Origin of the sequence: Methylacidiphilum sp. Yel, assembly GCF_004421185.1 — a bacterium.
In the GTDB taxonomy this organism is placed as follows: domain Bacteria; phylum Verrucomicrobiota; class Verrucomicrobiia; order Methylacidiphilales; family Methylacidiphilaceae; genus Methylacidiphilum.
On sequence record NZ_LXQB01000030.1, the window covers coordinates 40044 to 62820 of the forward strand.

The window sequence follows — 22777 nt, forward strand, 5'->3', positions numbered from 1 at the left end:
ACGAAAAAGAAAAAAAAGGATCGAATTACTTTCATAAGAAATGAGTGATTCGATCGAGTACAGAAAAAATATTTATTTGAAAGCTTAAGATGGCTGAAAATAAACCCAAAGCAAGGTCATAAAGAATTACGGAATAATAAAAATCAAATTTAATATTTAAAAAAATAAGATAAAAAATAATCAAATGTTACAGAAATGTTACAATGTTGTTACAATGGTATTTTTTTCTTGCCGAGAATCTCTGCTTATTTACAATGGTTATAACCAAATACTCTCATGAGAACCAAACTAACTAAATCTTTGGATATTGTTAGTAATCAACAACAAAATTCTACTCACTATGAACAGAAATTCAAGGAAGAACTTCCACTGATTCTTAAAGCAAAAGCTGCAGATGCGGAAGCCTTGGATTGGCTTGCTGAACATTCTTTACCTATAAGACAGCAAGTAGCTCGTTTTTATTTACCAAATTTAGCTGATCAATGGCCTGATGCTGAAAACGTTGGATGGATTGGAATACTTGATGCTCTTGAAAAATGGAATGAGAATTTCAACATTCGATTTTTAGATTATGCCATTCATCATGTGAGAAATAGAGTTAGAAATTATGCCAATGCTTGTAGAGCGACAGTTCGAAGACCAGCGTCGATGTACAGATCGTATAGAAAAATAGAGAGATTTTTAGAACAAGGACTGACCGTTGAAGAGATCACTGAATTGTATGGATGTTCTCTCCATGACATGGAAAAAATACTCCATGTATATTCTGGAGATTTAAGCCTTCATTTTTTTGTCTCAGACGACTCTGAAACGTCTCTTATTGACCTTTTGGTTTATCCTGACAATACAGCTCAAGAAGAAGAAAAAGAAGAAAAGCTGCAGAAGCTTTATATTGCGTTGTCTCATTTAGATGATATTTCTAGAAAAATAGTTTTATACTTCTTTGGCTTTGAAGGAGAAGGAGCTAAAAAAAGACCTACCGCCTGGATTGCTCAAAAATTAAGACTTTCTAGAAAGAAGGTTCTACAACTTTTAGAGAAATCTCTAAGTCAACTTAAAAGAGATTTTTTCCTTTTTGAAACTTTAAACATCCGACATCCCCTGCCTACTGGAATACCCTCTACAATGATAAACGTCAATTTTTATAACGACCCTTCATTAGATTACGAATAATGAAAACGAAAATTCAAAAGTCTTCTTCTATCTCATTAATTCCAATTGAAAAAATTAAGTTATCCAAACAGAATCCAAGAAAACAATTTCAAGAAGACAAAATCGAAGAACTTGCAGTAAGTATAGAAAAAATCGGACTCATTCATCCTATTCTAGTCAGACCAATAGAAGAAGACTATTATGAAATAGTTTCAGGAGAAAGAAGATGGAGAGCTTGTAAGAAACTGAACAAAGAATTTATTGAGTGTTTTATTCATCCGATGGATGAAAAAATGGCTCTTCAAATACGAATAATTGAGAATATTCAAAGGCAAAATCTTAATCCTATAGAAGAGGCTGAAGGGTACAAAAATCTTTTGCAAGGAGGGATGACTATTGTGGAATTATCCTCAGTCATAGGCAAGGGTAGAGATTATATCAGTCGAATGGTTACCCTATTGTCTCTACCTGAAGCGGCAAAAGAGGCGATAATATCTGGGAAATTGGCCAAACGCGCAGGATGGTATATAGCTAGAATACCTATACCTCAACTACGGGCTGTCGTTGCTTCTGAAGCGATCGCAAAATCTTTAACCGTTGCTCAAGTAGCCAAGATGGTGTTAGAAAATTTTCTTCTTGATTTAAGAAAAGCAAACTTCTCCATTTCAAAACCCGATTTGATTCCAGGTGTTCCAAGCTGTCTTGATTGCTCTAAACGAACAGGCAATTCAGAAGATCTATTCGAGGATGTAAAAGATGATATGGTCTGTACAGATCCAGAATGTTTTGCAAAAAAGAGAGAAGCTGATTGGCGTTTTCAATGCTATAAAGCTCAAAGTGAAAACAGAGAAATACTTTTTGATGAAGAATCAATAAGACATTTTGTTCCAGGAACATCTAGACTTAAAATGGATTCTCCTTTTATAGATATAGATTCTACATGTGATTTGGATAAAAAAGAAAGAAAATGGGCATCCTTATTAGCTGAAGAATTAACTATAAAGGATAGTAAGCCACTTTTGCATCAGTACTTGGCACGGAGCCCAATTGGAACCATCCATAGGCTTGTTAAAAAGGAAGATGCGCTTTTTATTTTACAAAGACAAGGGATTACCTTTGCAGCGAAAGCAATCAAAGAATTGAAAGAAAAGGAAGAGGCTAAAAGAGAGAGAAAAAAGAAAGAAGAATTTTTAAATTTGAGCTGTTCTTCTCTCATATCCAAAGTGTGTGATAAGATAAAAACAGAGAATATTGATCGATCCTATAATATCTTTTTATCTCTGGCACTACGAGTTCTACCAAGAGAGGTTTCTACCTTTGTATTCCAAAGACACAATTATAAGCTTGGCACAATGAAAGAATCTTTAAAAATGCTAGAGGATATCAATGAATTGGAGTCAAAGGCAATCCTATTAGATTTATTCCTTTCTACGGATCTTTTTTTAAATAGTTATAATGATCTTCCTCCTCATCTTATCAGCATTTGTAAGATTTTATCCATCGATGTTTCTAAAGTTGTCGATGAAATACAATCTGTCAATCAGTCAAATTCATTTCTAATCAAGAAAAAAATAAGTTATTGTGGCACAGAAATCACTACAACATCTTGATCTGGTGGAGCAATCTTTTCTACTGTATGACCTTTGTATAACACTTTAACTTTTCGATTAGGTAAAAATTCGACCACCACAAATCCACCATTTGGAGTTTTAACGACAAAGTTCTGTCCTGGTTTCCCAAGAGGAACTTCTATCGTGGTTAATGCAGAATTATATTTTTTTAAATCTTGGTTTTTTGTATTTTTAACGGCGAGTCCTTCTTCCCCAACAGTAATAAAGGATGATGTCTTAGTTACATTAAAGGTTGAAGGTTGGGCGATGGTTCCCATATCTGGATCTCCTACTACAATGGAAGGAAAATTGGTAGAACTGTATTTTTTGCTTTGTGATTTTTTTTCTAACGCATTCATTAATGCGGCCTCTTTATACTCAGGAGAAGGAATGGATTCTGCCAAGCTAGATTCCATTTTTTCTAGCCTATTTTTCATACTAACAAGATCTATTTCTACTCCATTATCTTTGCTTGGAGGGTTGTCTTCGTTGGGATTAGGAACGATCGTTTGTCCATTATCCGCTCTGATATAAGGTTTTCCAGAGAGCTCAGCCTCTTCGAGAGTAGCCCAGTGTCCAGGATCAATAACGGTGCCTACATAATGTCCACCAATCCATTGTCCTGTTTTAGGATCTACTCTCGCTTTTGCCCATCCAGTATTTATAACCGGAAGAACATATGCAGGTTTGCTCCTGTCATAAACATCATATGGCTTAGTATAGTCGTAACTGTTTTGTATTAACGCTGGATCAATTGGCAAAGCTGTTTTTTTCTGCGAAACACAACCTATAACAAGAAAAACAACAAGAGCACAAAGTGTATATAATTTTATATTCATACTAATTTGAATCGTGGATTATGAATTTTCATCTCCCATAATCAGCTTTTGAAATATCCATATAACTTTTCAAAAAAACCCTAAATCTAGTTCCTGCTGGCACAAAAACATAGGGCTTGTATTGCTCAATATCTTGAGCAAGAATGTTCATAATCTGTTGCATTGCGTTAGTCCCTGCATACATTCCACCCAACATCATTGCCTGTTTTGCCCCATTGTAAGCTGGCTGACCATAAAGACCCCAAGGAGTGAGTCCATATGGAGACATATAATAGTTAAAGGATTGATATTCCATGGCGTAGAGAAAAGCTTGACCCATGGCTGCTAAAATTGGTCCTAAAAGTTGTTTGCCATATTCACTAACTCTGTATCCTTTGATTCCTTCTGTCCCATCAGTATGGAGGGCGACTCCTTGAATTGGTAATGATCTACCATCTTTAAAGATAATTTTGTCGATATGGACCATCATTCTATCTCTTAAAGCTGTTCCTCCGCCTGAAGTGCCGATCAATCGATCACCAGGTTCAAGAAGAAGATTCCCTTGAAAGTAAAAGGGAAGCCAAACTGCCCCTACAACATCGACATCTGTGTTAGAACTAAAAGCAGAATTTACCAAGGCTGCTTCTATCATCTCACCTTGTGGGGAGAACGAGTTAATATCAATATTTGCAAATGGTCCTTCTGAGCCTCCTTTATCCTCAGTTCCATTAGTTTCAAGGGCTGAAAGAGAAAGATTTCGGAAAAGATATCTTTTTCTTGCCCATTTTATGATCACCGGCTGATCTGAAGCTTGAGAATCCCTAGCCAAGGCTTTCTGATCGACTATACCGCGAGGAACAGGAGCAAGTCTGTTAGGAGGTTGTTGTTCTAAAACTCCAAGGGAACTTTTGTCTTTAGAAGTTGGAGGGGCTTTCACTTGGGTTGGAGGAAGGGTTGGCTCTGGAATCTTTTCTTTAGCCTGTACAATTTCTTCGGGAATAACCGCCTTTAGCTTGGATTTCTCCCCTTTTTGTACAATGACGTTCTTTTTTTGTTCTTGAGCCTCACTCTTTATCTTTTTCTCTGAATCTAAAGGTAGAACTTTTCCTCTAAAATAGGTATATCTTGCAGACTCAATAATCCTATACATCACCTCTGAGACAAGATGAATGGGTTTGATATTGTAAAAAGTGGCTACAGATAATATGCCTACAATGGTTAGAAAAAATTTGTTTTTAAGAAACTTTTTCATTTTTTACTTTCTTTCCAGATTAAAGAAAAAGGTTGATCTGGAGAATACGGAGGATTAGAGATAATCAAAAAGCCACTAGTCATTCCTCCAGGAGGTACAATTAACTTATTTAATGATACGTAATCGGGTATAAAGCGACTTTGCCCAATTGCTACCCTTAAAGTCGACTCATCTAGCCTTACCCGATATGGATAAAGATTTTTCCATGCGAAAGAAATTGCTAATAGACCAGAAGAAAATCTGTAAAGATAATAATAATCAAAACCAGTAAGTTTTGAACGTTTAAATATTGCCATTCTGCTCACATCCATCGGCTTTAAAGAACCTTCTCTAACCAAAAGATCATAGTTAGTGATAATTTGAGCCACACTTTTGACTGAAGAGATATATTCTTCTGTTCCTATGGAATAAGTAACAAGCTGTGTGGGCATTAAAGAACTATTTTTACTAAAAGGGCTAACTCGAATAAGGCTCAATGCCTTTTGGAAATCTGCTTCTACAAAAATATGATAAATTCTCGTTCTGTTTCCTTGAAAAAAAACTAAAAGAGAGGTATCACCCGTGGTATCGAGAGATCTTAGTATTAGTTTTACACCCTGTTTACTTATATGAATCAATTTAGAGTCTCCAATCTCCCATCCAACTATTGGCTCTGAAAATTCTATGGCTAGCGGATATCCTGGAGAAATTCGAAGAATTTCTACCTGACCGTCTTCCTGATGAATCATTTTAACCTTTTGTTGAAGAAACTGGAGCAGTTCATCTTCAGATAATTCTTCTGCCTTTTTACCATTGATAATAACAGGGGGAGCATCTTCTTCTGCAATTTGAGGTGAAGGATTTGAATTTATGTTTCCGTTCTGAAACGATGCATTGAGAGCATTTCTAGAGTCAAGCGGATCGATTTGTTGACTCTTGGCAATGGAGGCAAACAGTAGTATCAAAAAGACAAAGAGTTTTCTTTTCATTTTTCGGAGCCTCTTTTCTTTGAAGGTAAAATAGGTTCTTTTTTCAATATTTCAGGCGAACCAACTATTGGTACTGTATACGACCAGATTTTTTCTGCTTCTGCTCCCTGAAACTCTTCTACTCCTTCGAGTCTTAATCCTAAAGGATTCATCGGTGTGTTGCGGCCTTCACTGATATAAAAGAGAATAACAACTGATTCACTTGTGATATCTGGCATACCATTTTGAATTTGGTAACAAGCCCGATCACATTTTCCGGCAACTATTAAATAGCTTGGCAATTTTGGAGAGTTATATTTACGCACTTCTCTCAAATTCCATACAATTCTTTTTCCATTTCCACCATTCATCGCCAGTGGAACATAGACTTCTTTAAATGCGGCAGCGACCTTGGGAGAAACGCGATCGGCAACTGTTGAAAGAGAATAAGAGCCAGGGCTTACTTCATAAAGAGCTTTACCCACTTCCTGAATAAAAGAAAAAATCATGTTTTCATTTAATTTAAATATTTCAGTTTTTGGCCAAATAACATATCCTGGTAGATCGACAATCATTTGAGTTGGCTCATGAATCTTCAGATAAAGTGCAATACCAAGAAATATGATCGCTATAGCTTGTAATAAACAGAAAAGCAGAAGCCAACTGTTTACAACAGCTAGATCTTCCTTCCATTCCCATATGGTTCTTAAAAAAGCGGGTAGCCTTATTCTTTGAACACCGTATAATCCATCCCTTTCTCTTTCAGGAGGATTGACCTCATGTGGGTTTCGAAAAACAAAACTCATAATAATCAAAGTATTAATAGGCCATTACAGAAAATATTTTGCGCCAACAAACGCACAAATTATGCAAATGAAACATTGTCTTCCTATTCAAAACGATTTTGAAAACTTTCTTCTCAAGGAACGGCTGATAGTTGCAGAAAATCTTAAAGAGTGGAAAAAATCTGACCCATTCTTTGATCTAGAAAAAGCGATCTTACGATTTTCTACCCTTTTTTCATGGGAAAAGTGGTCGGAATCATTCACCAATCGTAATGGATGGCCACCCCTATATCCTGCTGATAGAGATCATCCCTTGCCCCCTTCAGCTTTCTATTCTGTAGGCAAGAAGCTAGAAAAAGAATTCAATGCGATAATCTTATGGGACAGTCCATTTTATGTCATCGGTATTCTCAATCCTTTTCGCTTACATGAGGTTGAAATTTTTGCTGCAATTAATTTCCCAGATAAACCAAGAATTTTTTATCTCTTACATCCTAGCGATTTGGCCAATCTTTTTCTGAAAAGGGAAAGAGGGGTAGAAGGGTTTCCTGATTGGGAGCAAGAAGATAAGGAAAGGTGGTTAAAACTATTAAGGTTAGAATCATCATTGTATCCACGAGTAGCTGATATTCTTGAACAAATTCTTTTTGGATCCGAACCAAAAATTATTATTCCAGAAGGAGCTGTACAAGCTTGTGCAGCCATAAAAGGATTTGAAAATGCTCTTTTATGGAGGAAGTCTCCTACCTGCTCTTGGGTTCTTACACCAGAAGCCTTTAATTCTAAACTAGAAGATCAACTGATTGAAGCTTTAAAAACAAAAATCAAACTTGTGATTTGTTCTCCTGGTTATTTCCAAAAACTATTTCTTCTGGTTGAAAAAGAAAACAAAATTAAAGGAATTTTACCAGGAGATCCTCTTCACGTAAGGGAATGGCCTCAAGTAGATTTAGGTCATTTTAACGAAACAGGAATCACTCTTTATCATGCTATCATGAGCAGTGCCATTGATATGGGAGCCAGCGATATTTCCCTGGAACCTAAAGATCATAATGTGCGAGTGCGTTTCCGCATAGACGGTGATTATTATGAACAAGCTCCCCTAAGCAGACTTCAATATCAGATCCTATTGGATCGAATTAAGCTTTTTGGAAATATGGCTGCCGATCAGAAAGGGATATTTCAAGACGGAAGTAGTAGTTATCAGTACAAAGGGATACGTTATGACCAACGGTATAGTATTGTAATTGGCCAAGGGATGGAAGAGCATACAGCCATTCGCATTTTTTCTTCTCGGATTCCAACCCTTGATGATTTGAATTTGCCGCCAATGGAGCATTCCTTTCTTTTGTGGTTTTTAGCGAATGGACAGGGGATGTTTATCTCCGCGGGACCAACAGGAAGTGGAAAGACAACTACTCTTTATGCTATGCTACAGCATATTAGTTCTCCTAGAAAAAAAATAATTACCATTGAGAACCCTATTGAAAAACATTTTCCCGATGCCATGCAAATCGAAGTTAGAGAAAAAGCCGGAATTACATTTGCCACTGCTCTGAGAGGAATAGTTCGACAAGATCCAGATATTATTATGATTGGGGAAATACGTGATATGGAAAGTGCTCGGATTGCTATTGATTCAGCATTAACTGGCCATCTCGTATTTTCCTCTATTCATGCAACTGATCCTGTGGGGGTAATAGAAAGAATGGTTCAGAGTTTTGGCATTGATAGGCTTGCTGTATCTTATGCTCTGAAATTGGTTGTTTCCCAAAGGCTCGTTTCAAAATTATGCCCTTATTGTAAAAAAATAAGAAAAGCCACGACAGATGATTTAAAATATTTTCCTAATTGTCAGGTTGCAGAGCCTGTCGTTGCAGAAGCTAGTGGTTGTCAAGCATGTAGAGGAACAGGGACGGCTGGAAGGATGCCGATTCTTGAACTTCTTCCATTCGATAGTGAAATTATTTCTTTAATTGAAAATGGTGCAAGCCCTAATCGAATACGAGCTCATAATGAAAGTAGAGGATTTAAGCCATTAGCTATTCAAGCTACAGAGCTCTTTTTTACAGGAGTGATATCCAAAGAAGAAGCTTTGCTCCTACTTTCTTCTCGCTCATATTCTAGCATATTCTGTTGATCTTTTATCTAAATTTTTTTTGGACTATCGCCTAACACTATATAAGTATGAATAATCCTCAAATTCATCTTAATGCCACTAGAGGCTTGCCATTGTCTTCTCTTCTCAATGCTCGCTTTCTTACTCCAAGTTTTCGTGAAATAAGTATCCTTGATCAGTCCTCTCCTAATGTTGATGAAAACACTTTCAAAGAGATGCCTACTGTTTTACCTAATGTATTAGGACTAGGAGCTGGATATGGAGCCTATACTCAGTTTTCAAAGAATCAAACAAATTATCCTGGTAAAATTGTAGAAGAGATAAAAAAAGAACCATTTTCTTTTGCTCCTCTTGAAAAAGAAAATGTTAAAAATTCAGGATCCATTGTAGCTATGGGAAATGAAGGAACAACACAGCAATTAAAAGCAATAGAACAGCTGCAGAATAGAGAAATAATGGATAAGCCGGATTCTTTTTTATTAAGAGTTGTAAAAACGATTACTCGATTAGGAGGTCCAAAGTACGCAGCATTTTTAGGGGCCGAAATTGCAGGTCCAGGAGTCTACAGATCCATGCAATCGTTGGCGCATGGGAAAATTGATGAGGCTATGTTTAATATGAGTGAGGCGGCTATAAAAGGAGCGACAGCTGTGGGAATTGGAAAAATAGGCGAAAAGTTGGGAGAAAATGTCCTTGGTGGAATTCCTTTGATTGGAAAACCCATGGGAGGATGGCTCGGATGGGTTGTTGGCTCTTCTATGGGTGAAAGAATTGGTGAGAAGCTTAAAAAAATAGTAGAAAAGTTAAAAGCCCCTACTGAGAAAATAGAAAATATAAGAAATTCTGAAAGGTTTTATACGAAGCTTCAAAATTATCAGCATCCAATCAATAGAGATTTTTATTTCCCTGAATACTTTTCCTCAGTTTCTAATTCCAATTTTCAAACACGACCCCTGCTTTCCTATTTAAATAAAAAAGAAGAAATTGCGCGATAAAGATTTAAAAGAAAAGGAGGATGCACAATGAACGAACAAAACAAACGAGTAGAATTAACCGCACATCAGGGAGGAGAAGAAAAGCCTTTGGCGCATATTCAATCATTTGATCATATTTCAATGAACATATCCCCTATGGATATTATGGATGAGAGAACAAACAAAACAACAAATAGAAACAAAGAAAGCGATAACAGATCCCTTCCTGTCCAGCAAAACTCTATCTCAAAGAATTCCATTGGAGCCTTATCCAATATTCAGACACTAAATGCGATAGGCTTGACTAGAGCTTCTGCTAAAGAACAGCTGAAGCAGGGAATAGATTCAGCTTCAAACCCTCAAAAATGGGATGGAATGTGTACCTGTAGGTGTCTAGAAAGAAATGACCAAAGGTTAAGCTCTTTGGATTGGAAAAGAATTGATGAAAAAGCCAATAGTATGGTGAATCAAAAAACAACAACCCCCCATTCCCTACCTTCCTATTGGAATATTCCTGGAATAGGAAAAGGGCCTTTTCTACAACAAGAATTTTGGCAGAAAGCATTTGATGAGAAACAAAACCAGAAGTCTCTTGAAAAAGAAAAGGAAGAGGCCCCAATTTTTAATCCTGAAGGCTTAAATCCTTCGCTAATACAAGGAATTTATCACTCAGATACTCTACTTGAACAAAAGAAAATACAGGAAAAGATTCGATAAACAAAAATTGTAATTTAATTTATTTCAACTATTGGAAAGCAGTTCACAAAATGCTTTCTTTTGCTTGAGAGCGTTTTTTAAATATTCTGTTGCAATTTTTAATTTGGATTGAATCTGTTGCTTGGTAAGTCCTAAATAGTAGCCTATGGAATCATGATTTAATGATTCTACTGGAATAGATTGATTTTGGAATGTTCCCATAGCACAAATCCCCATACAATTAAATGGACAATTTTTGTTTTCAAGAACCATTTTCTTTTTTTTACAAGTTTGTACATACTGACAGAGGGCGATAGGTTGTAAATTGTTTTGCTGAACTTCTTTTGACTTTACACAAGAAAATAAAACCAATAAATCTTCGTAGTACACTTGCAAAAGATCTTTCGGCCATTGAGTTGGATGAACTAACAAGTTTAACCAACCTCCTTCTATGGGAATTGATTCAATTGCTTTGTTATTTGGGAATTGGTTAAAAGTTAAAAGATTAGCAGGAATAGAAGGCAATAAGTGTGGCAATGTGTTGATGGTGTTTTCCCAGAGTATTTCTTGAATGACTTTTTCTGTGTGGTAAAAAAAACCATTTGATGATGAAAATGAAGCAAAAACATTCATTAGTTTTAACAAAATTCTTTTAATTTTCTATTTATAATAGTATGCAATCTCAACCAATTAACCCAACTGACTATTTGGATAATTTTAGATTTAAAACAATATTCCCTGCGTATTTTGATCCAGGAAAATTTCTCCATTTTTTTTCTGGTCATCCACGCTTAGCTAAAGCAGACCTTATTATCATTTCAGAGGATATGATTCAGCCATTTTGTCAGTATACATCTATCTATCCTTCATTACCCTGCTTTTTTGGCGTTCACACAACAGTCGATCGACTTAGTGAAAAAAATCTCTCTTTTTTTGAAAATCTTAGTTCATCTTGGCATTATTCCTTTATCGCTTGTACTATAATCAACTTGGCAGTTATCGAATCATGCTCACATTTTTTACAAAATTATTTTTATTTTAAAAACAATCGGTCAAATGAATCATCAATGGTTCATCCATTTTCTCCCCTTTTGGGTTGGTGTTATTATGAATCAACTCAATTTTGGTTTGAAGATTATGCTCCAATTGTTGGTAAAAGAAATGCCTTTGTTGATGATCCAGCTACTTTCAATCAGCAAGCAAAAAAAATTCAGGAGTTTTTTTTACCTTACAACTCCTTATTTTCTGAAGAAGAAAATCCATATTATTTTATAACTGATAATGTTACTACTTTAAATTTTATTGAATCTCTATATAAGAATAAGGAAAAAAGTAATGCTTTAATCCCTATAGAATTGAGAAACAAGAGTGTTTCTCTAGATCAATAACATCTAAAAAATAATTTAACAATGAAGAATCTATTCTTTTCCTATTCTCCAAAAGATCCAAAGACAAGCGATTTGAGAAAGAATGGCTAAAAAGATTCCTTTTTTCCAAAAAAAAGCTATGAGAGAAAAAATAGCCGTAAAAAACCCTAAAAAAATACCTATCCGAATGAGTTTTATCCTATTGTCTTCATTATTCAAAAAAATACTTTTTAGCTTATCGATAAACTCTTGAAAAAAGATTTCTCTTTCAACAACGCAATCTCGATCAATTTTATGCGCCAACAAACGCACATTATGAAATTCATTATCATTAATAAAGAGAAAATGCATTGCTTTTTGCCCATTGATCAGAATAGAACCACGAATGGATCCTAAATAATTTACTCTTGGCAGTTTCCTGTAATTTCCTAGCATAATTATTTTAGAAGCCCTGTCAGCTTCAATCCTTTTCGACAATAAGGCTTCTATAAACTCGTCGAAATTTTCAAATCCATAATCGATCCAAGCATTTTCTCTTAAGAGAAGCCATTGATTATCATTAGTTTTTTGAGCATAGACAAGTGAACCATCGGGAAAGATTTTAGGCCAATATTCTTCATAACTTTCTATCCAAAATCCATCAATTAGATTACTGCTAACTGCATCTGCCCATTTTTTCCAGGGCTTAGGCCATTCGATAATAAAGTTCATATTCTAACAATAGATCGCTATTAGTAACGTTGACCTATTTAATGTATAAGAATGAAACTATTCCAAAAAATCAGAGAGACTTTAGTAGGAACGATAGGCCCACAATATGTAAAACCAAGAGAATCTCTTTCTGCTAAAGTCAAAGGAAATTATTGGTCACGGCATCCAATAAGTTCTTCGGATTTTGGAAAATTGTATTTTCGAGTTGAAACAGAACCGCAGGAGCTAACGGATGAATCTGGTAATCCTCTAACAATTAAAGACTTATTTTCCCACATGAGCATTTTGGGTGGATCTGGTGCTGGAAAAACTCGATTCGTTCTGACTCAAGTTTTGGAAAGCCTTTTTAGAGCTACTGATCTTAGAGATTCTAAAGAAAAAGCAGAATTAAAATTTTCGGGATTTATAATGGATGGAAAATGCGAACTGACTGAAATGGTATTATGGCTTGCCAAGAAATATGATAGAGAAAAAGATGTTTTGCTTTTTGGGCCTGAACATGATCTTGCTCTAGATCCATTTAATAATCCTGATTCTCTACCATCAGAGCTTGCTGATTTAATGATTACTTTAAAACAAGCAGTTGATGATGGGAAGACAAGCCAAGATCCTTTCTGGGATGCCGCTGGACGGAAACTGTTTAGCTCCATTTTTCAACTTCATCGAGAACTTGTTATAGCTGCTCAAAAAGGGATTATTGAAGACTGCCCTCCTCCAATGTCTTTTCCTCTCCTCAATCTTCTTGTCATGGATCGAGGACAGCCTGCAAACCAAAGCCAAATATCTTCAGCGGAAAGTGTTTTAAGAGAAAATAAAGAGAAAGTTTTTCAGGGATTGGAAAAAATCAATCGCCTTATCAACAGGATCGAAAATCTGGTCCAAGAATGGAAAAAGAAAATTAAAGACATATATGTTGCGAATAAAAATGCGCCGGAAAATGAAAATGAAGAAGAGAGGGAAAAGAGACTATGGAAAAAAATCGAAACAGAAAAAATTTTAAAATATTTAAATGGTGAGCAAGCTTCGAAATCGCATTTTGGTTCTTCTAGCATTCTTTCCTTATTCAATGGCTTGCGTTCTTTTCGTGCTGCTTTTTTTTCTTATTCTCAAAATGATGAATTTCACAACAATCTTCTTTTAGTGTGCTCGGAACTAACAGATCGACTAAAAAAACTTTTAAAATCTTTTAAATTTGGAGTTCTTCCCAACCTTGAACTTTGGGAAAGCTGCCTAAGTCTTATTGATGAGATAGATCAATTATTGGCTTTATCTAATTTGATAAACAATATTGAAATCCCTGCTCCAGAATATGGTCCTTTGCAAAAGTGGTTAAATTCTTACGAAAAAATCCTCCATCACTATGGAAAGGATCCCTATTCAGATGAAGTTTACCTTTATTTCAAAGGTGAATATCTAAACATTGCCAATGAAAGAACCTCAGGTTCCATTGGTATGACAGTTTCGGTTCTCACATCACTGATGACTCAGCCGCCTTTTGATCGAATGGTAAGTCCCAAAGGAAACCTCAATTTTGCAGATATCATTGATCAGGGAAAGATCCTCGTATTGGATATGAATTTTTCTAGATGGAGAAATGCAGCAAAAGTGGCAAGCATTCTATTAAAACTCGATTTCTTTCGATCAGTCCTTTCAAGAAAGCAACTAAAAATTGATGGCAGACCAATTAATCAACAAAGACCTGTAATTTATCTCTGCGATGAATTTGCTACAGTAGCAACCACAGGAGATTGGACTGGAGAAAGAGGTTTTTTTGATAAGGCAAGAGAATATAAATGTGGTTGTATTATTTCTTTTCAGTCTTTAGCTGTTTTGGAATCCCGAATGATTAAATCTGAAATTGAAGCTATTCTAACAAATACAGCAACGATCATTTTTCTAAGAAACCCTCATATGGAAACCAACGATTATGCCTCTAGTCTTTTTGGTGAAATTGAAAGAAGTGACGGTTATCTATATAGAGGAACACAAGAAATTCTTTTTGATTTATCAAAACCCATCGCCCATCAAGATTTTCAAATCCAATTCCGCAAAGAGCCGATTTATCCTCCTTATGTCTTTTCTAGACTTAAAGATGGAGAAGCGATTGTGAAACTTCACCCTCGGTTTGGGAAAAAAAGCATAAAAAGAGTTCAATTTCTGCTTCACCTTATCCCTAGATAGAAAGGAGCGTTATGCTTGATCATGTGACTAATCCGCAGCCTCCTGTAAACAATAATAATTTGCATATCATCGGATTACTAATGCTTTGTTTGATCTGTGGTGTTATGACCGTTACAGGGGATCATCTATTATTTTCAACCGATAAGCTTAATTTTTGGGAACTTCTCGAAGCTTTTCCAATAGCTCTTCTCTATATTCTTCTACACTCTCGACGAGAGGCCGATCTAGTTGTTTTTCTTTTCGAAGTTGCCCTTCTATCCTTTCTTTTTTTGGGATTATCTAATTTTTATTCACGTTTTATAGGCACACCGAAAAGGATATGGCAAATGGTTAAAGAGGGAGAGTTTCAAGCTGAATTAAAACAAAAATTCACAGACATAATTAGAGCAAAAAAAGGAATGTGAAGATCTGTTCTTCAACTGTATCTATCAATTTACTTTTCTACTATGAACATGAAACAATGGAAAAATGCTTCACCTTTTCTCTTTAGCTTTCTTTCTTTTCCTCTTTTCCTCTCTTTATTCTATTTTAAGAATAAAACAACATCGGATGTCCTTCATTTTTTGGTACGCGGCCTTTTTTCTCTAAGCAATAAGTCATTAAATCAGATGGGAAGCTTTTTAGATGTAGTCTTAAATGACTTTTCTATGATGATCGAAAATGGATTTAAAGAAATTGGAGGGTATAGAAAATGAACAAAAAAATTGTTGGTAATTGGAAAGAGAAAGAGTATTTATGTGCAGAAGAAAGCGAAGAGAAGGAGCTTTCTAAAATTGTTTTTCCAGAGGATTTAGGAATTCATTTTAATGAAGAGTTAGAATCCTCTCCTCTGTCATTAAGAGCTATTCTTTTTGAAGCCTATTTTTATCAAAGATTAGGCAAAGAAATTCCAAGAAATTCAAATAATGAACCTTCTTTCCCTGCCATTGTCATAGATCGGAATTTTTTTCTTAGTCTTTTAGATGGAGAATATCCTTTATGGTCTCAGATGTATGACGAAGCTCCTGAAGCATGGGAAGAATGGTTTATCATCGATAATCCCAAAAAACCTGGCACTGTAATTTTATCTATGCCTATAGAAAAAAAGGAAATTGGCAACCATTCCATTGAATTTATTAAAAGTTCGTTGCATCCATTGAAAAACGAGCTGTTGGAGTGTTGTAAAAAATTGAGTGCCAGTTGCCAACTTCTTTATTCCATCTGGGAAAAAAGAAATTTTCGCTTTGTCGTCTTCAACAAGTTACCAAAAGATTTTGTCAACAAGAAGTTTAGGTTGGAGCAAATTGACAAACAAAAGAAAATTTCAATGGAGATGAAAAAATGAAAAAGAAATCACTAAAAAAAGGAATTCTTTTACATTTCTTTCTCATGTTATTCATGCAGTTTCCGCTTTTCTCTGACTCCTCCACCATCATTCCTCCCATTCAAAATTATCCACAGGCTCCTTCCGCTCCTCCCGTAACTTCTGGAGGGGGATATCCAGTAGATGTAACAGGATTTTCTGGGAGTGCAGCCGATGCGATGAACTATATCGTAAATAGGCTTCAAGACATTCAAAACATCCTTCGAGATAATGACGAACATGTTCAACATATTGATCAAATGATCTCTGGAACAAAACAATTAAGTCAACAACTAGCTTCTCTTGCGTCAATTGAAAATTATGAGAATGCCGTCTCTCAGGTCCATGTCCCTCAAAATCCATACAATGATCCAAATTCTAGCTCAAACTTTTTAAACACATCCATAACTCAATCTCAATGTTTAAATGGAATGCTCACTCAACTGCCTTATGGTCTTCAATTTGACGGTAACAATTTTAATGGCATGGGTTTGGGATATGTAGGGAATATAATGGGATTATCAGGTCTTCCCATTGGTTTAGATGCTTTCCCACCTTTTATGTTGACTTCTCTATCCCCTCAACAATTTGCAGTAGGCACTTCTCTTGCTCAGCAATTTATGGGAGGAAGTAACTTAGGAACAATGGTAGGAGGGTTAGGATATATGGCAATGAATTTCTTTCCAATGTACATGGGTTCCAATCCTCTATTTAGCAATATTGGTGGATTGATGAGTTTATCAGGTCCACTAAGCTGGGGAATACTTGGCAATCAGATCTCTTCAACTAATGGGCTTAATGGTCAAATAAATTTGGGATCTGTTTTGCCTAGCATTTTAGGCAACGCTATGGTATTGGGATCTAACGCCTTGATTAGATCATCATCCCCAAATGATCCCTTATATCAAAGTGTATTATGGGGAGGAAATGCCTTGCAACAGCTTCTTTTCTGGATGAATAGCAGTTCCCTCAATGGACTTTATAGTCCTGTCAATGGAATCAATCAGTCGAATACCTACGGCCTGAGTCCAAATCTCTCGGAAATATATTCTGCAGGTGCTTTCGGGGCTGTTGAAGATTATTTAATTCGATCCAATTTAAGGAAACAGTCAAATTTTTTGTATCAATTTTCCAAAAAGTATGAAAAGCAAATAATACAATTTACTCTATCAACAAAACCAGGCGAACCTGTTATATTTTTTGCATCTAATAGATTTGATAAAATCGTTTTCCCTTATGCTTCTTTACTCTCAATAAGAAGCGCACAGCCAACTGATAGTGAAGGATCAATTGAGATCTCACATAGAAAAGAGAATAATCTGGAAAATGTGCAAGTCCTTCCAGTTCAACTTCTTAATCCAAGTTGGGGATCAGGAACTTTAGTGACAGGAATAAGTCCACAATCTTATCAATCTTATATGATTTTAATACAGGCAAATACCGCTCGCCTACAGCAAAATGTTGCAATAGAAAGATTAGATGTTCAACTCTATCAAGATACAGTGAATATTATACAAAAATTAACCCAACTCCAAACTGATATTAAATCTTTGAGAGAGCAATGCCAACAAAATTATCTTTTAGCCATTCCCCAAATTTCTCAGCTAGAGGTTATGGTAACAAATCAACTCAATAACCAACAGCAGTTTTTGGAAAAACTGAAAAACAATATAGAAAATTATAGACAAACTCGGTATCAGTTGCTTCTAGATCGGTTGCATGTCATTGACATGATGAAAGAAAAAGCCGCTCTGGAAGCTGGACAAGCTGCTTCTCATTATTTAAATGAAATACAAAGTCAAATTCCTTCCCCAGGAGAAACCTAAATAACTCTATGATACTAAATGCTATCTTTGTCTTTGAGAAAAATTATTACAAGAATTTGACATGGTGCACGACAAGCCTATCCGTTAATGGCCAGGAAGGATAGCGTGGAGGGCTAAGCCGTCCTTGTCTTTTATTTCAGCCTGGTGTCTGCTGTTGTTCGTTGTACTGCACACGATGCATCGCCATAACTTGGGGCGAAGTAAGAGCATAGAAGGCCTTTCCAGTAGTATTTCTGGATGAAGGGACTCTTCTTCGAAGTAGGCGACTGGATACAGCCTTAAAGACTGTTAAGGAGAATGGAAACAGAAACCTTGGGTAAAAGTATTTCACCAATAGATGATAGACACAAAGAAATATAAGACTATCTTTTTTAAAATCATATGCGCCATTGAACGCTTTTTATAGAAGAAAAAAGTTTTTTATTCATATATTCCATTAAAGCGAATTCTGCAAAGATTATTAATTTCTGAAAGGAGATTTCTTACTTCGGATGCTAAAGCCATAGGGTTTTGATCTAGGTACTTTCTATCTTGAGGTAAAGGAAGAAGTCCTGTTAACAAAAATTGACTCCATTCTAAAAGAGTCATATTTTGATTACGAATGCGCCAACAGTCGCTTATCAATCGAACAAGCTCTGGAGGAGAAGGTTTTTTCTTTACACCTGGATGCCTTCTCAGTTGATTGGCGGCATTTATAAAGATTTCACAAAATTTTTCAGAAGCCCATGGATTGTGCATTTTTATAAGTTTTGTTTCCATTTCAACTGAGGGCCAGTTCATATAGATAACCCGACATCTTCTTAACAAAGCTTCAGTAGCATCTCGTAGATCATTTTTTGTGATTACAATTAAAAGGTTAGTATTGTTAGCCTTCAATTCGCCTCCCAACTGAGGGACAAATATTTGAGATTCGTTAATAAAATCGAGTAAAAAACTGTCAACGGAAACATCGGCTTTATCTAGTTCGTTGAGAATAAGCACCGTTTTGTTTTCTATAGAAGAAGTTATAGATAGAGGAATGATACCAGGAACAAGTGTTCCATCGATGGATTTATCCCGCAGAAGTTCTTCTTTTCCACATCCTGGAAAAAATTGAAACAATATATGTTTTGCCCCAATGGCTTTAGCAATTGCCTTACCCAAAAACGTTTTTCCAATACCTGGAGGACCATCCAACAACACCGCAGAAAGCGCAGTCTCCTCCCCCATGGCATGAACTGCACATTCTATCATTCTTATAGCGGCAATATCTGTAACAATATAGTCTTCTGGAAGTATCAAACTTGAAACGTAGTCTTCTTTAGACAAGGAAAAAAAAGGATCCACATTTTTTTTCATTGCAACCTATAATATAGGTATGAAGCCATTCAGCTTTGAATATGTTTCTTTTAAGAATATTCAAGAAAGTCTTCCGCTATATCAACCAAATTTACATATTTTAGATCATCTAAAAAACCATAAAACAATAACATTAACAAAAGATCAAAACATACCAAAGGAACAAAAAGACAGTACTAAATCTTTTCAAAAGCCCGCTTCTCTTCCAGCCAAAACTAAAAGATCCATGGAAAGATAAATCGATAAGACGCACGCTTCATATTTTATGATAGAACTTAATGGATTTGCTCTTTTAGATAAAAAAGAGATTGAATTAATTACTGGCAAGGAAAAAGACAGATTTTTCTGGCTCCCTCTTCATTCTCTCAATTATGAAGAAATTTTAAAAATACAAAATATAATTCGGAAAAATAAATACCTTAGAAACAAACCAGAACAGTTTTTAAGAAAACAAAAAAACGCTGCTTTTGACATCAAAGAAAAGGCTCTTCTTTGTTCGATGCTGTTTGACATTTGTACAAACAAACGATGGGAAGAAAATCTTTGTTTTATAAATGATTCAGCCAAAGAGAAAATTCAGAAAAAAACGCGATCAGGTATAGCATCTTCAGCTGAAGTGCTCTATTTGGATAAAGGAATGTTAAAATGGATAAAAAGCTTTTCGCAAAAAGTGCATAATTCTTTATCTGATCAAGAACGAAAAGAGCTTGGAAATCTTTTTCAAGGACTTGCTAACATATATGCTGAAAAACATGAAAAAATATTACAGTATCTCTCTTTCTTTTCTTCTATAAAAGAAGACTATGATAAAGATGCTTCTCCTTTTGCCTCTAAAGGCTATTATAGAGCAAAAACAGATTCAAGAGGAAGAATCATTGCTAATGAAAAAGGTGAAATTCTTCTTGAATATGTTCAACCCATAGCTCCAATTCCTGTAAGCCAATACATTCTTAAATTTTTTGGCTCAAAACCAGAAAAGGCTCAAACTGCTCAAAATAATGTCCGATTTTTACAATCGTTGGATCTATTTTGTGGAGAGGTTGTTGGAGGAATAAATAACTTTTTTGATAATTATTTAGCAGCCGTCTCAAATAACGAAATCAAAGATCCTTACGCAAAAGCCTTTGCCATTTTTTATTGGACATTAAAAGATTTTTTAGAATCAAGAACTGGCAATTATTCTTCAATCAAAGAGAAGTTTATATTTAATTACAAAACAAAAAAAATTTTATATGAGCTATTCTTGAAAGAAAAAAATTCTCTTTTTAAAAAAGAAATAGAAGATATCGAAAACAGAGAGAGCAAACATTTTGAAATAATATCTCAGAACCTTAATCGTTTAAAAATCATCCCTTCAACCCTATTTTTTCACTTAGAGAAGAATAATGAAGTAATAAAAAAAGAAAAATTTTATGAAAAATAAAGCACAATGGGTTAAAAAGGAAATAGATTGGAAGGAATCGATTAAAAAATTCCAAATGGCTTTGCATGAAGAAAAACTATCTTTACTGCAGATTCCATCCATAAAGAAAATTCTTATTGATAAGATTATTCATCTTCATGAACCTTCTAGACAAAAAAGAATAAACGCCAAAGAAGTTGTTTTTTTAATTTCTTTAATTCGATCCAAAAATAACCACATGGACGAAAAAGTGTTAGCAATGCTAGATAAATTGCGCTTGAACATCATATGGTGGAACAACCTCAGAGAAGAAGCTGAAAAAGATAATGGGAAGGAAGCTACAATATGGAAAAGAAAAAGACTAAAATTAGCTGAAGCAACGGAACCATTGATTATAAACGGTATTGAGTTGATCCACAGGGTTGTCAAAACGAACAACCTAAATATTAAAGAGGCGGTCTTTAGTGATGGAATTATTGGCTTTTACAGAGCCTTAGAAAGATACAATCCTTCTTCACAAAATCCATTTCCAAACTATGCCTTATACTGGATCAAAAATGAAATTGCCTCTGAAGCATTAAAAGCTAAAACAGTCCAGATTAGTTCTTATCAAAAAAAGAAAAATTCTTTTCAACAGAATCTTAATTTAGAAGATACAAAAAACAATATTAATAATCCGGTAATGGTTAGTTTGGATGCTCCAATCAATAACGAGGGTGATCAATTGTATACTATTATTGCTGGTCCGAACTGTATTCAGCAACCTTCAGATAATGAAGAACTAAAAAAAGAGTGGATTCAAATTATTGAAAATGCACCCAGTGATATTAAATCTGTTTTAGTTTTAAAATATTTTTATCCGGTGTGGGAAATACAAAATGATAGATATTTTTTAGGAATAGAAGCATTTAATTGCCGCCAAAAACTTTCTTTAAAAAGATTATTAGTTGGAATAGAAAAATGGAGAGAAAGTTCAAAAACTCAATGAAATAGCCTTCCGATCCAATGTACGACTTCTTCCATAGCATTCCCTATAATCTGCCATCCGTTTCTGCACCAACCTCGCAATGGCTCTGGGCAGAATCGATCTATGGCTATAGCAATGAGAAGTGTCATCATTGCATCAAAGAGAAATTGTCCAACTTTTCCTCTCATGGGTTTTTTAATTGCTGATTAGACTATTTTTCATCATTACAGGTTGCTTTTTAAATTTGGAAAGAGCATATAAAAGATTTTTTTTTAAAAAACTTCAATAAAGAAATTCAAGATGGATACAATTTATCCTTTATTTATTTATGGATTGCTCCTTTATTTTTTCAGAACTCCTCCGTTAAATTCCTCTACATTGTATTTTCCATGGAATTTTTCTTGCACGTTTATTTTTTTGCCTATTTGGCTTCATAGCATTCTTAAACAAAATTTTAAAAATAAAAAACTTCTTGCTTTCCTTTGGATAACCCTGTTTATAGGCGTTGATAAATCTAGTCTTCTTTTTCCTTATTACTCCTTTTCCTATTCTTTAGAATCCTTTGGATATATTTTATCAAACGCTTCCCTCTTTTTTTACATCATTTATATCGGTCTTGCATGGGCACAAAGACCAGAGTCAGGAAAAGCAGGGACAGTAAAGGAAGAAAAGAAAGAAAATATGCATTCTTTTTTTGAACTATTGGTCATCTTAAAAAATGACCCTGGTTTTTTAGTAATTCCTGGAATCTCACACAGATCCATAAGATCTATTGCAAGAAACATTTATATTATTCCTAAAGAAGCGTTACAGTTCTTCTCTCAGGATAGTTTGGGAATATGGTGTCCATGGCATGAAGAATTAAAAATCATTGAAAATTTTATTCTAGAACAGCAACAAGAAATACAGAATCTTAAAAGCCGCCTTTTAGAGTATTCCGAAAGCAAAGATAAAGCTGCAAAAAAAATTGAAGAATTACAAAATCTCTGTTTTGAAATGAAAAAAAGTCGGGATCAGCTACTTAAAGACATTCATAAGATGCGTTCGGAGAGCCGTTTAAACCAAGTTTCGGATTTATATAGGCTCTCCAATGAAGAATTAGCAAAAACAAAAGAGAATCGGATTCGGGAAATAAAAATTATCGATCAAATTCTCTCTGTAAGGATTGGCAATTACCATCCATCGCCGTAATGCCCCTGCCTTCAGGCATGGGGATATAAGGCGATAAATTATAGCTATGTGTAGTATAATTATGTATGAACAGAAAAGAACAATTGAAATCCAATAAAA

Annotated in this window: 22 protein-coding genes; 14 read left to right on the forward strand and 8 right to left on the reverse strand. The window is 35.0% G+C overall.

Annotated elements, in window-relative coordinates; genetic code table 11:
* The first annotated feature begins 276 nt into the window (after positions 1-276).
* On the forward strand, positions 277-1173 hold the full coding sequence (locus A7Q09_RS05680) for a hypothetical protein (protein ID WP_134390314.1): 897 nt from the start codon (positions 277-279) through the stop codon (positions 1171-1173).
* Entirely contained in the window at positions 1173-2762 is a 1590-nt protein-coding gene (locus A7Q09_RS05685; protein ID WP_134390315.1) for a ParB/RepB/Spo0J family partition protein, read from the forward strand. The genes A7Q09_RS05680 and A7Q09_RS05685 overlap by 1 nt, the downstream gene beginning before the upstream one ends.
* Here the strand turns inward: A7Q09_RS05685 and A7Q09_RS05690 are convergent.
* From A7Q09_RS05690 to A7Q09_RS05705, 4 genes are read right to left on the reverse strand one after another with little or no spacing between them, the layout of a single operon-like run.
* On the reverse strand, positions 2729-3601 hold the full coding sequence (locus A7Q09_RS05690; protein WP_134390316.1) for a hypothetical protein: 873 nt from the start codon (positions 3599-3601) through the stop codon (positions 2729-2731). The genes A7Q09_RS05685 and A7Q09_RS05690 overlap by 34 nt on opposite strands.
* A gap of 28 nt (positions 3602-3629) precedes the next feature.
* The gene (locus tag A7Q09_RS05695) at positions 3630-4832 is read right to left on the reverse strand and encodes a TrbI/VirB10 family protein (RefSeq protein WP_134390317.1); all 1203 of its coding nucleotides are present in this window, start codon (positions 4830-4832) and stop codon (positions 3630-3632) included.
* Positions 4829-5800 carry a hypothetical protein gene (locus tag A7Q09_RS05700; protein ID WP_134390318.1) on the reverse strand — a complete coding sequence of 324 codons (972 nt, stop codon included), beginning with the start codon at positions 5798-5800 and terminating at the stop codon, positions 4829-4831. Before A7Q09_RS05700 ends, A7Q09_RS05695 begins: the two co-directional genes overlap by 4 nt.
* A complete protein-coding gene (locus tag A7Q09_RS05705; RefSeq protein WP_134390319.1) occupies positions 5797-6585 on the reverse strand; it encodes a hypothetical protein in 789 nt (262 codons plus the stop codon). Before A7Q09_RS05705 ends, A7Q09_RS05700 begins: the two co-directional genes overlap by 4 nt.
* A 67-nt stretch (positions 6586-6652) precedes the next feature.
* Between A7Q09_RS05705 and A7Q09_RS05710 the strand changes: the two genes are divergently transcribed.
* From A7Q09_RS05710 to A7Q09_RS05720, 3 genes are read left to right on the forward strand one after another with little or no spacing between them, the layout of a single operon-like run.
* Positions 6653-8704: a GspE/PulE family protein gene (locus A7Q09_RS05710; RefSeq protein ID WP_244228562.1), complete on the forward strand. Its 2052-nt coding sequence runs from the start codon at positions 6653-6655 to the stop codon at positions 8702-8704.
* Between the two features lie 47 nt (positions 8705-8751).
* Positions 8752-9678, forward strand: coding sequence for a hypothetical protein (locus A7Q09_RS05715; RefSeq protein ID WP_134390321.1), 927 nt, complete (start codon positions 8752-8754; stop codon positions 9676-9678).
* Between the two features lie 27 nt (positions 9679-9705).
* Positions 9706-10374 (forward strand): hypothetical protein, encoded by a 669-nt coding sequence (locus tag A7Q09_RS05720; protein ID WP_134390322.1) that lies wholly within the window; start codon positions 9706-9708, stop codon positions 10372-10374.
* A 24-nt stretch (positions 10375-10398) separates the two neighbouring features.
* On the opposite strand, the gene A7Q09_RS05725 is transcribed toward A7Q09_RS05720, so the two are convergent.
* Positions 10399-10986, reverse strand: coding sequence for a hypothetical protein (locus A7Q09_RS05725; protein ID WP_134390323.1), 588 nt, complete (start codon positions 10984-10986; stop codon positions 10399-10401).
* 41 nt (positions 10987-11027) lie between these two features.
* On the opposite strand from A7Q09_RS05725, the gene A7Q09_RS05730 reads away from it, so the two are divergent.
* Positions 11028-11741: a hypothetical protein gene (locus A7Q09_RS05730; protein ID WP_134390324.1), complete on the forward strand. Its 714-nt coding sequence runs from the start codon at positions 11028-11030 to the stop codon at positions 11739-11741.
* 30 nt (positions 11742-11771) lie between these two features.
* Here the strand turns inward: A7Q09_RS05730 and A7Q09_RS05735 are convergent, their stop codons facing one another.
* Positions 11772-12431, reverse strand: coding sequence for a hypothetical protein (locus A7Q09_RS05735; RefSeq protein ID WP_134390325.1), 660 nt, complete (start codon positions 12429-12431; stop codon positions 11772-11774).
* 51 nt (positions 12432-12482) lie between these two features.
* Here A7Q09_RS05735 and A7Q09_RS05740 point away from each other — a divergent pair, with 51 nt between their 5' ends.
* The 5 genes from A7Q09_RS05740 to A7Q09_RS05760 are packed head-to-tail and all read left to right on the forward strand — an operon-like array spanning position 12483 to position 17780.
* The gene (locus A7Q09_RS05740; protein WP_134390326.1) at positions 12483-14612 is read left to right on the forward strand and encodes a type IV secretory system conjugative DNA transfer family protein; all 2130 of its coding nucleotides are present in this window, start codon (positions 12483-12485) and stop codon (positions 14610-14612) included.
* Between the two features lie 11 nt (positions 14613-14623).
* Entirely contained in the window at positions 14624-15016 is a 393-nt protein-coding gene (locus tag A7Q09_RS05745; protein ID WP_009061451.1) for a hypothetical protein, read from the forward strand.
* Positions 15017-15058: 42 nt separating this feature from the next.
* A complete protein-coding gene (locus A7Q09_RS05750) occupies positions 15059-15307 on the forward strand; it encodes a hypothetical protein (RefSeq protein ID WP_134390327.1) in 249 nt (82 codons plus the stop codon).
* Positions 15304-15936 carry a hypothetical protein gene (locus A7Q09_RS05755; protein ID WP_134390328.1) on the forward strand — a complete coding sequence of 211 codons (633 nt, stop codon included), beginning with the start codon at positions 15304-15306 and terminating at the stop codon, positions 15934-15936. Before A7Q09_RS05750 ends, A7Q09_RS05755 begins: the two co-directional genes overlap by 4 nt.
* The gene (locus tag A7Q09_RS05760) at positions 15933-17780 is read left to right on the forward strand and encodes a hypothetical protein (RefSeq protein ID WP_134390329.1); all 1848 of its coding nucleotides are present in this window, start codon (positions 15933-15935) and stop codon (positions 17778-17780) included. The genes A7Q09_RS05755 and A7Q09_RS05760 overlap by 4 nt, the downstream gene beginning before the upstream one ends.
* 420 nt (positions 17781-18200) lie before the next feature.
* Here the strand turns inward: A7Q09_RS05760 and A7Q09_RS05765 are convergent, their stop codons facing one another.
* Positions 18201-19118, reverse strand: a complete 918-nt coding sequence (locus A7Q09_RS05765; protein WP_134390330.1) for a MoxR family ATPase — start codon at positions 19116-19118, stop codon at positions 18201-18203.
* 499 nt (positions 19119-19617) lie between these two features.
* Here A7Q09_RS05765 and A7Q09_RS05770 point away from each other — a divergent pair, with 499 nt between their 5' ends.
* Together A7Q09_RS05770 and A7Q09_RS05775 are read left to right on the forward strand one after the other, a co-directional pair.
* The gene (locus A7Q09_RS05770) at positions 19618-20541 is read left to right on the forward strand and encodes a hypothetical protein (RefSeq protein ID WP_134390331.1); all 924 of its coding nucleotides are present in this window, start codon (positions 19618-19620) and stop codon (positions 20539-20541) included.
* Positions 20531-21508 (forward strand): sigma factor, encoded by a 978-nt coding sequence (locus A7Q09_RS05775; RefSeq protein ID WP_134390332.1) that lies wholly within the window; start codon positions 20531-20533, stop codon positions 21506-21508. The genes A7Q09_RS05770 and A7Q09_RS05775 overlap by 11 nt, the downstream gene beginning before the upstream one ends.
* Here A7Q09_RS05775 and A7Q09_RS10475 read toward each other — a convergent pair.
* Positions 21502-21675 (reverse strand): hypothetical protein, encoded by a 174-nt coding sequence (locus A7Q09_RS10475; RefSeq protein WP_166791935.1) that lies wholly within the window; start codon positions 21673-21675, stop codon positions 21502-21504. The genes A7Q09_RS05775 and A7Q09_RS10475 overlap by 7 nt on opposite strands.
* Positions 21676-21787: 112 nt before the next feature.
* On the opposite strand from A7Q09_RS10475, the gene A7Q09_RS05780 reads away from it, so the two are divergent.
* The gene (locus tag A7Q09_RS05780) at positions 21788-22678 is read left to right on the forward strand and encodes a hypothetical protein (protein WP_134390333.1); all 891 of its coding nucleotides are present in this window, start codon (positions 21788-21790) and stop codon (positions 22676-22678) included.
* The last annotated feature ends 99 nt before the right edge of the window (positions 22679-22777 follow it).

Excerpts from the sequence above, each read along its gene's own strand:
- A7Q09_RS05700 (WP_134390318.1), bottom strand. The coding sequence starts at position 5,800 with ATGAAAAGAAAACTCTTTGTCTTTTTGATACTACTGTTTGCCTCCATT.
- A7Q09_RS05735 (WP_134390325.1), bottom strand. The coding sequence starts at position 12,431 with ATGAACTTTATTATCGAATGGCCTAAGCCCTGGAAAAAATGGGCAGAT.
- A7Q09_RS05710 (WP_244228562.1), top strand. The coding sequence starts at position 6,653 with ATGAAACATTGTCTTCCTATTCAAAACGATTTTGAAAACTTTCTTCTC.
- A7Q09_RS05695 (WP_134390317.1), bottom strand. The coding sequence starts at position 4,832 with ATGAAAAAGTTTCTTAAAAACAAATTTTTTCTAACCATTGTAGGCATA.
- A7Q09_RS05780 (WP_134390333.1), top strand. The coding sequence starts at position 21,788 with ATGGATACAATTTATCCTTTATTTATTTATGGATTGCTCCTTTATTTT.
- A7Q09_RS05740 (WP_134390326.1), top strand. The coding sequence starts at position 12,483 with ATGAAACTATTCCAAAAAATCAGAGAGACTTTAGTAGGAACGATAGGC.
- A7Q09_RS05745 (WP_009061451.1), top strand. The coding sequence starts at position 14,624 with ATGCTTGATCATGTGACTAATCCGCAGCCTCCTGTAAACAATAATAAT.
- A7Q09_RS05750 (WP_134390327.1), top strand. The coding sequence starts at position 15,059 with ATGAACATGAAACAATGGAAAAATGCTTCACCTTTTCTCTTTAGCTTT.
- A7Q09_RS05680 (WP_134390314.1), top strand. The coding sequence starts at position 277 with ATGAGAACCAAACTAACTAAATCTTTGGATATTGTTAGTAATCAACAA.
- A7Q09_RS05705 (WP_134390319.1), bottom strand. The coding sequence starts at position 6,585 with ATGAGTTTTGTTTTTCGAAACCCACATGAGGTCAATCCTCCTGAAAGA.
- A7Q09_RS05760 (WP_134390329.1), top strand. The coding sequence starts at position 15,933 with ATGAAAAAGAAATCACTAAAAAAAGGAATTCTTTTACATTTCTTTCTC.
- A7Q09_RS05730 (WP_134390324.1), top strand. The coding sequence starts at position 11,028 with ATGCAATCTCAACCAATTAACCCAACTGACTATTTGGATAATTTTAGA.
- A7Q09_RS05720 (WP_134390322.1), top strand. The coding sequence starts at position 9,706 with ATGAACGAACAAAACAAACGAGTAGAATTAACCGCACATCAGGGAGGA.
- A7Q09_RS05775 (WP_134390332.1), top strand. The coding sequence starts at position 20,531 with ATGAAAAATAAAGCACAATGGGTTAAAAAGGAAATAGATTGGAAGGAA.
- A7Q09_RS05690 (WP_134390316.1), bottom strand. The coding sequence starts at position 3,601 with ATGAATATAAAATTATATACACTTTGTGCTCTTGTTGTTTTTCTTGTT.
- A7Q09_RS05770 (WP_134390331.1), top strand. The coding sequence starts at position 19,618 with ATGCTGTTTGACATTTGTACAAACAAACGATGGGAAGAAAATCTTTGT.
- A7Q09_RS10475 (WP_166791935.1), bottom strand. The coding sequence starts at position 21,675 with ATGAGAGGAAAAGTTGGACAATTTCTCTTTGATGCAATGATGACACTT.
- A7Q09_RS05755 (WP_134390328.1), top strand. The coding sequence starts at position 15,304 with ATGAACAAAAAAATTGTTGGTAATTGGAAAGAGAAAGAGTATTTATGT.
- A7Q09_RS05725 (WP_134390323.1), bottom strand. The coding sequence starts at position 10,986 with ATGAATGTTTTTGCTTCATTTTCATCATCAAATGGTTTTTTTTACCAC.
- A7Q09_RS05765 (WP_134390330.1), bottom strand. The coding sequence starts at position 19,118 with ATGAAAAAAAATGTGGATCCTTTTTTTTCCTTGTCTAAAGAAGACTAC.
- A7Q09_RS05715 (WP_134390321.1), top strand. The coding sequence starts at position 8,752 with ATGAATAATCCTCAAATTCATCTTAATGCCACTAGAGGCTTGCCATTG.
- A7Q09_RS05685 (WP_134390315.1), top strand. The coding sequence starts at position 1,173 with ATGAAAACGAAAATTCAAAAGTCTTCTTCTATCTCATTAATTCCAATT.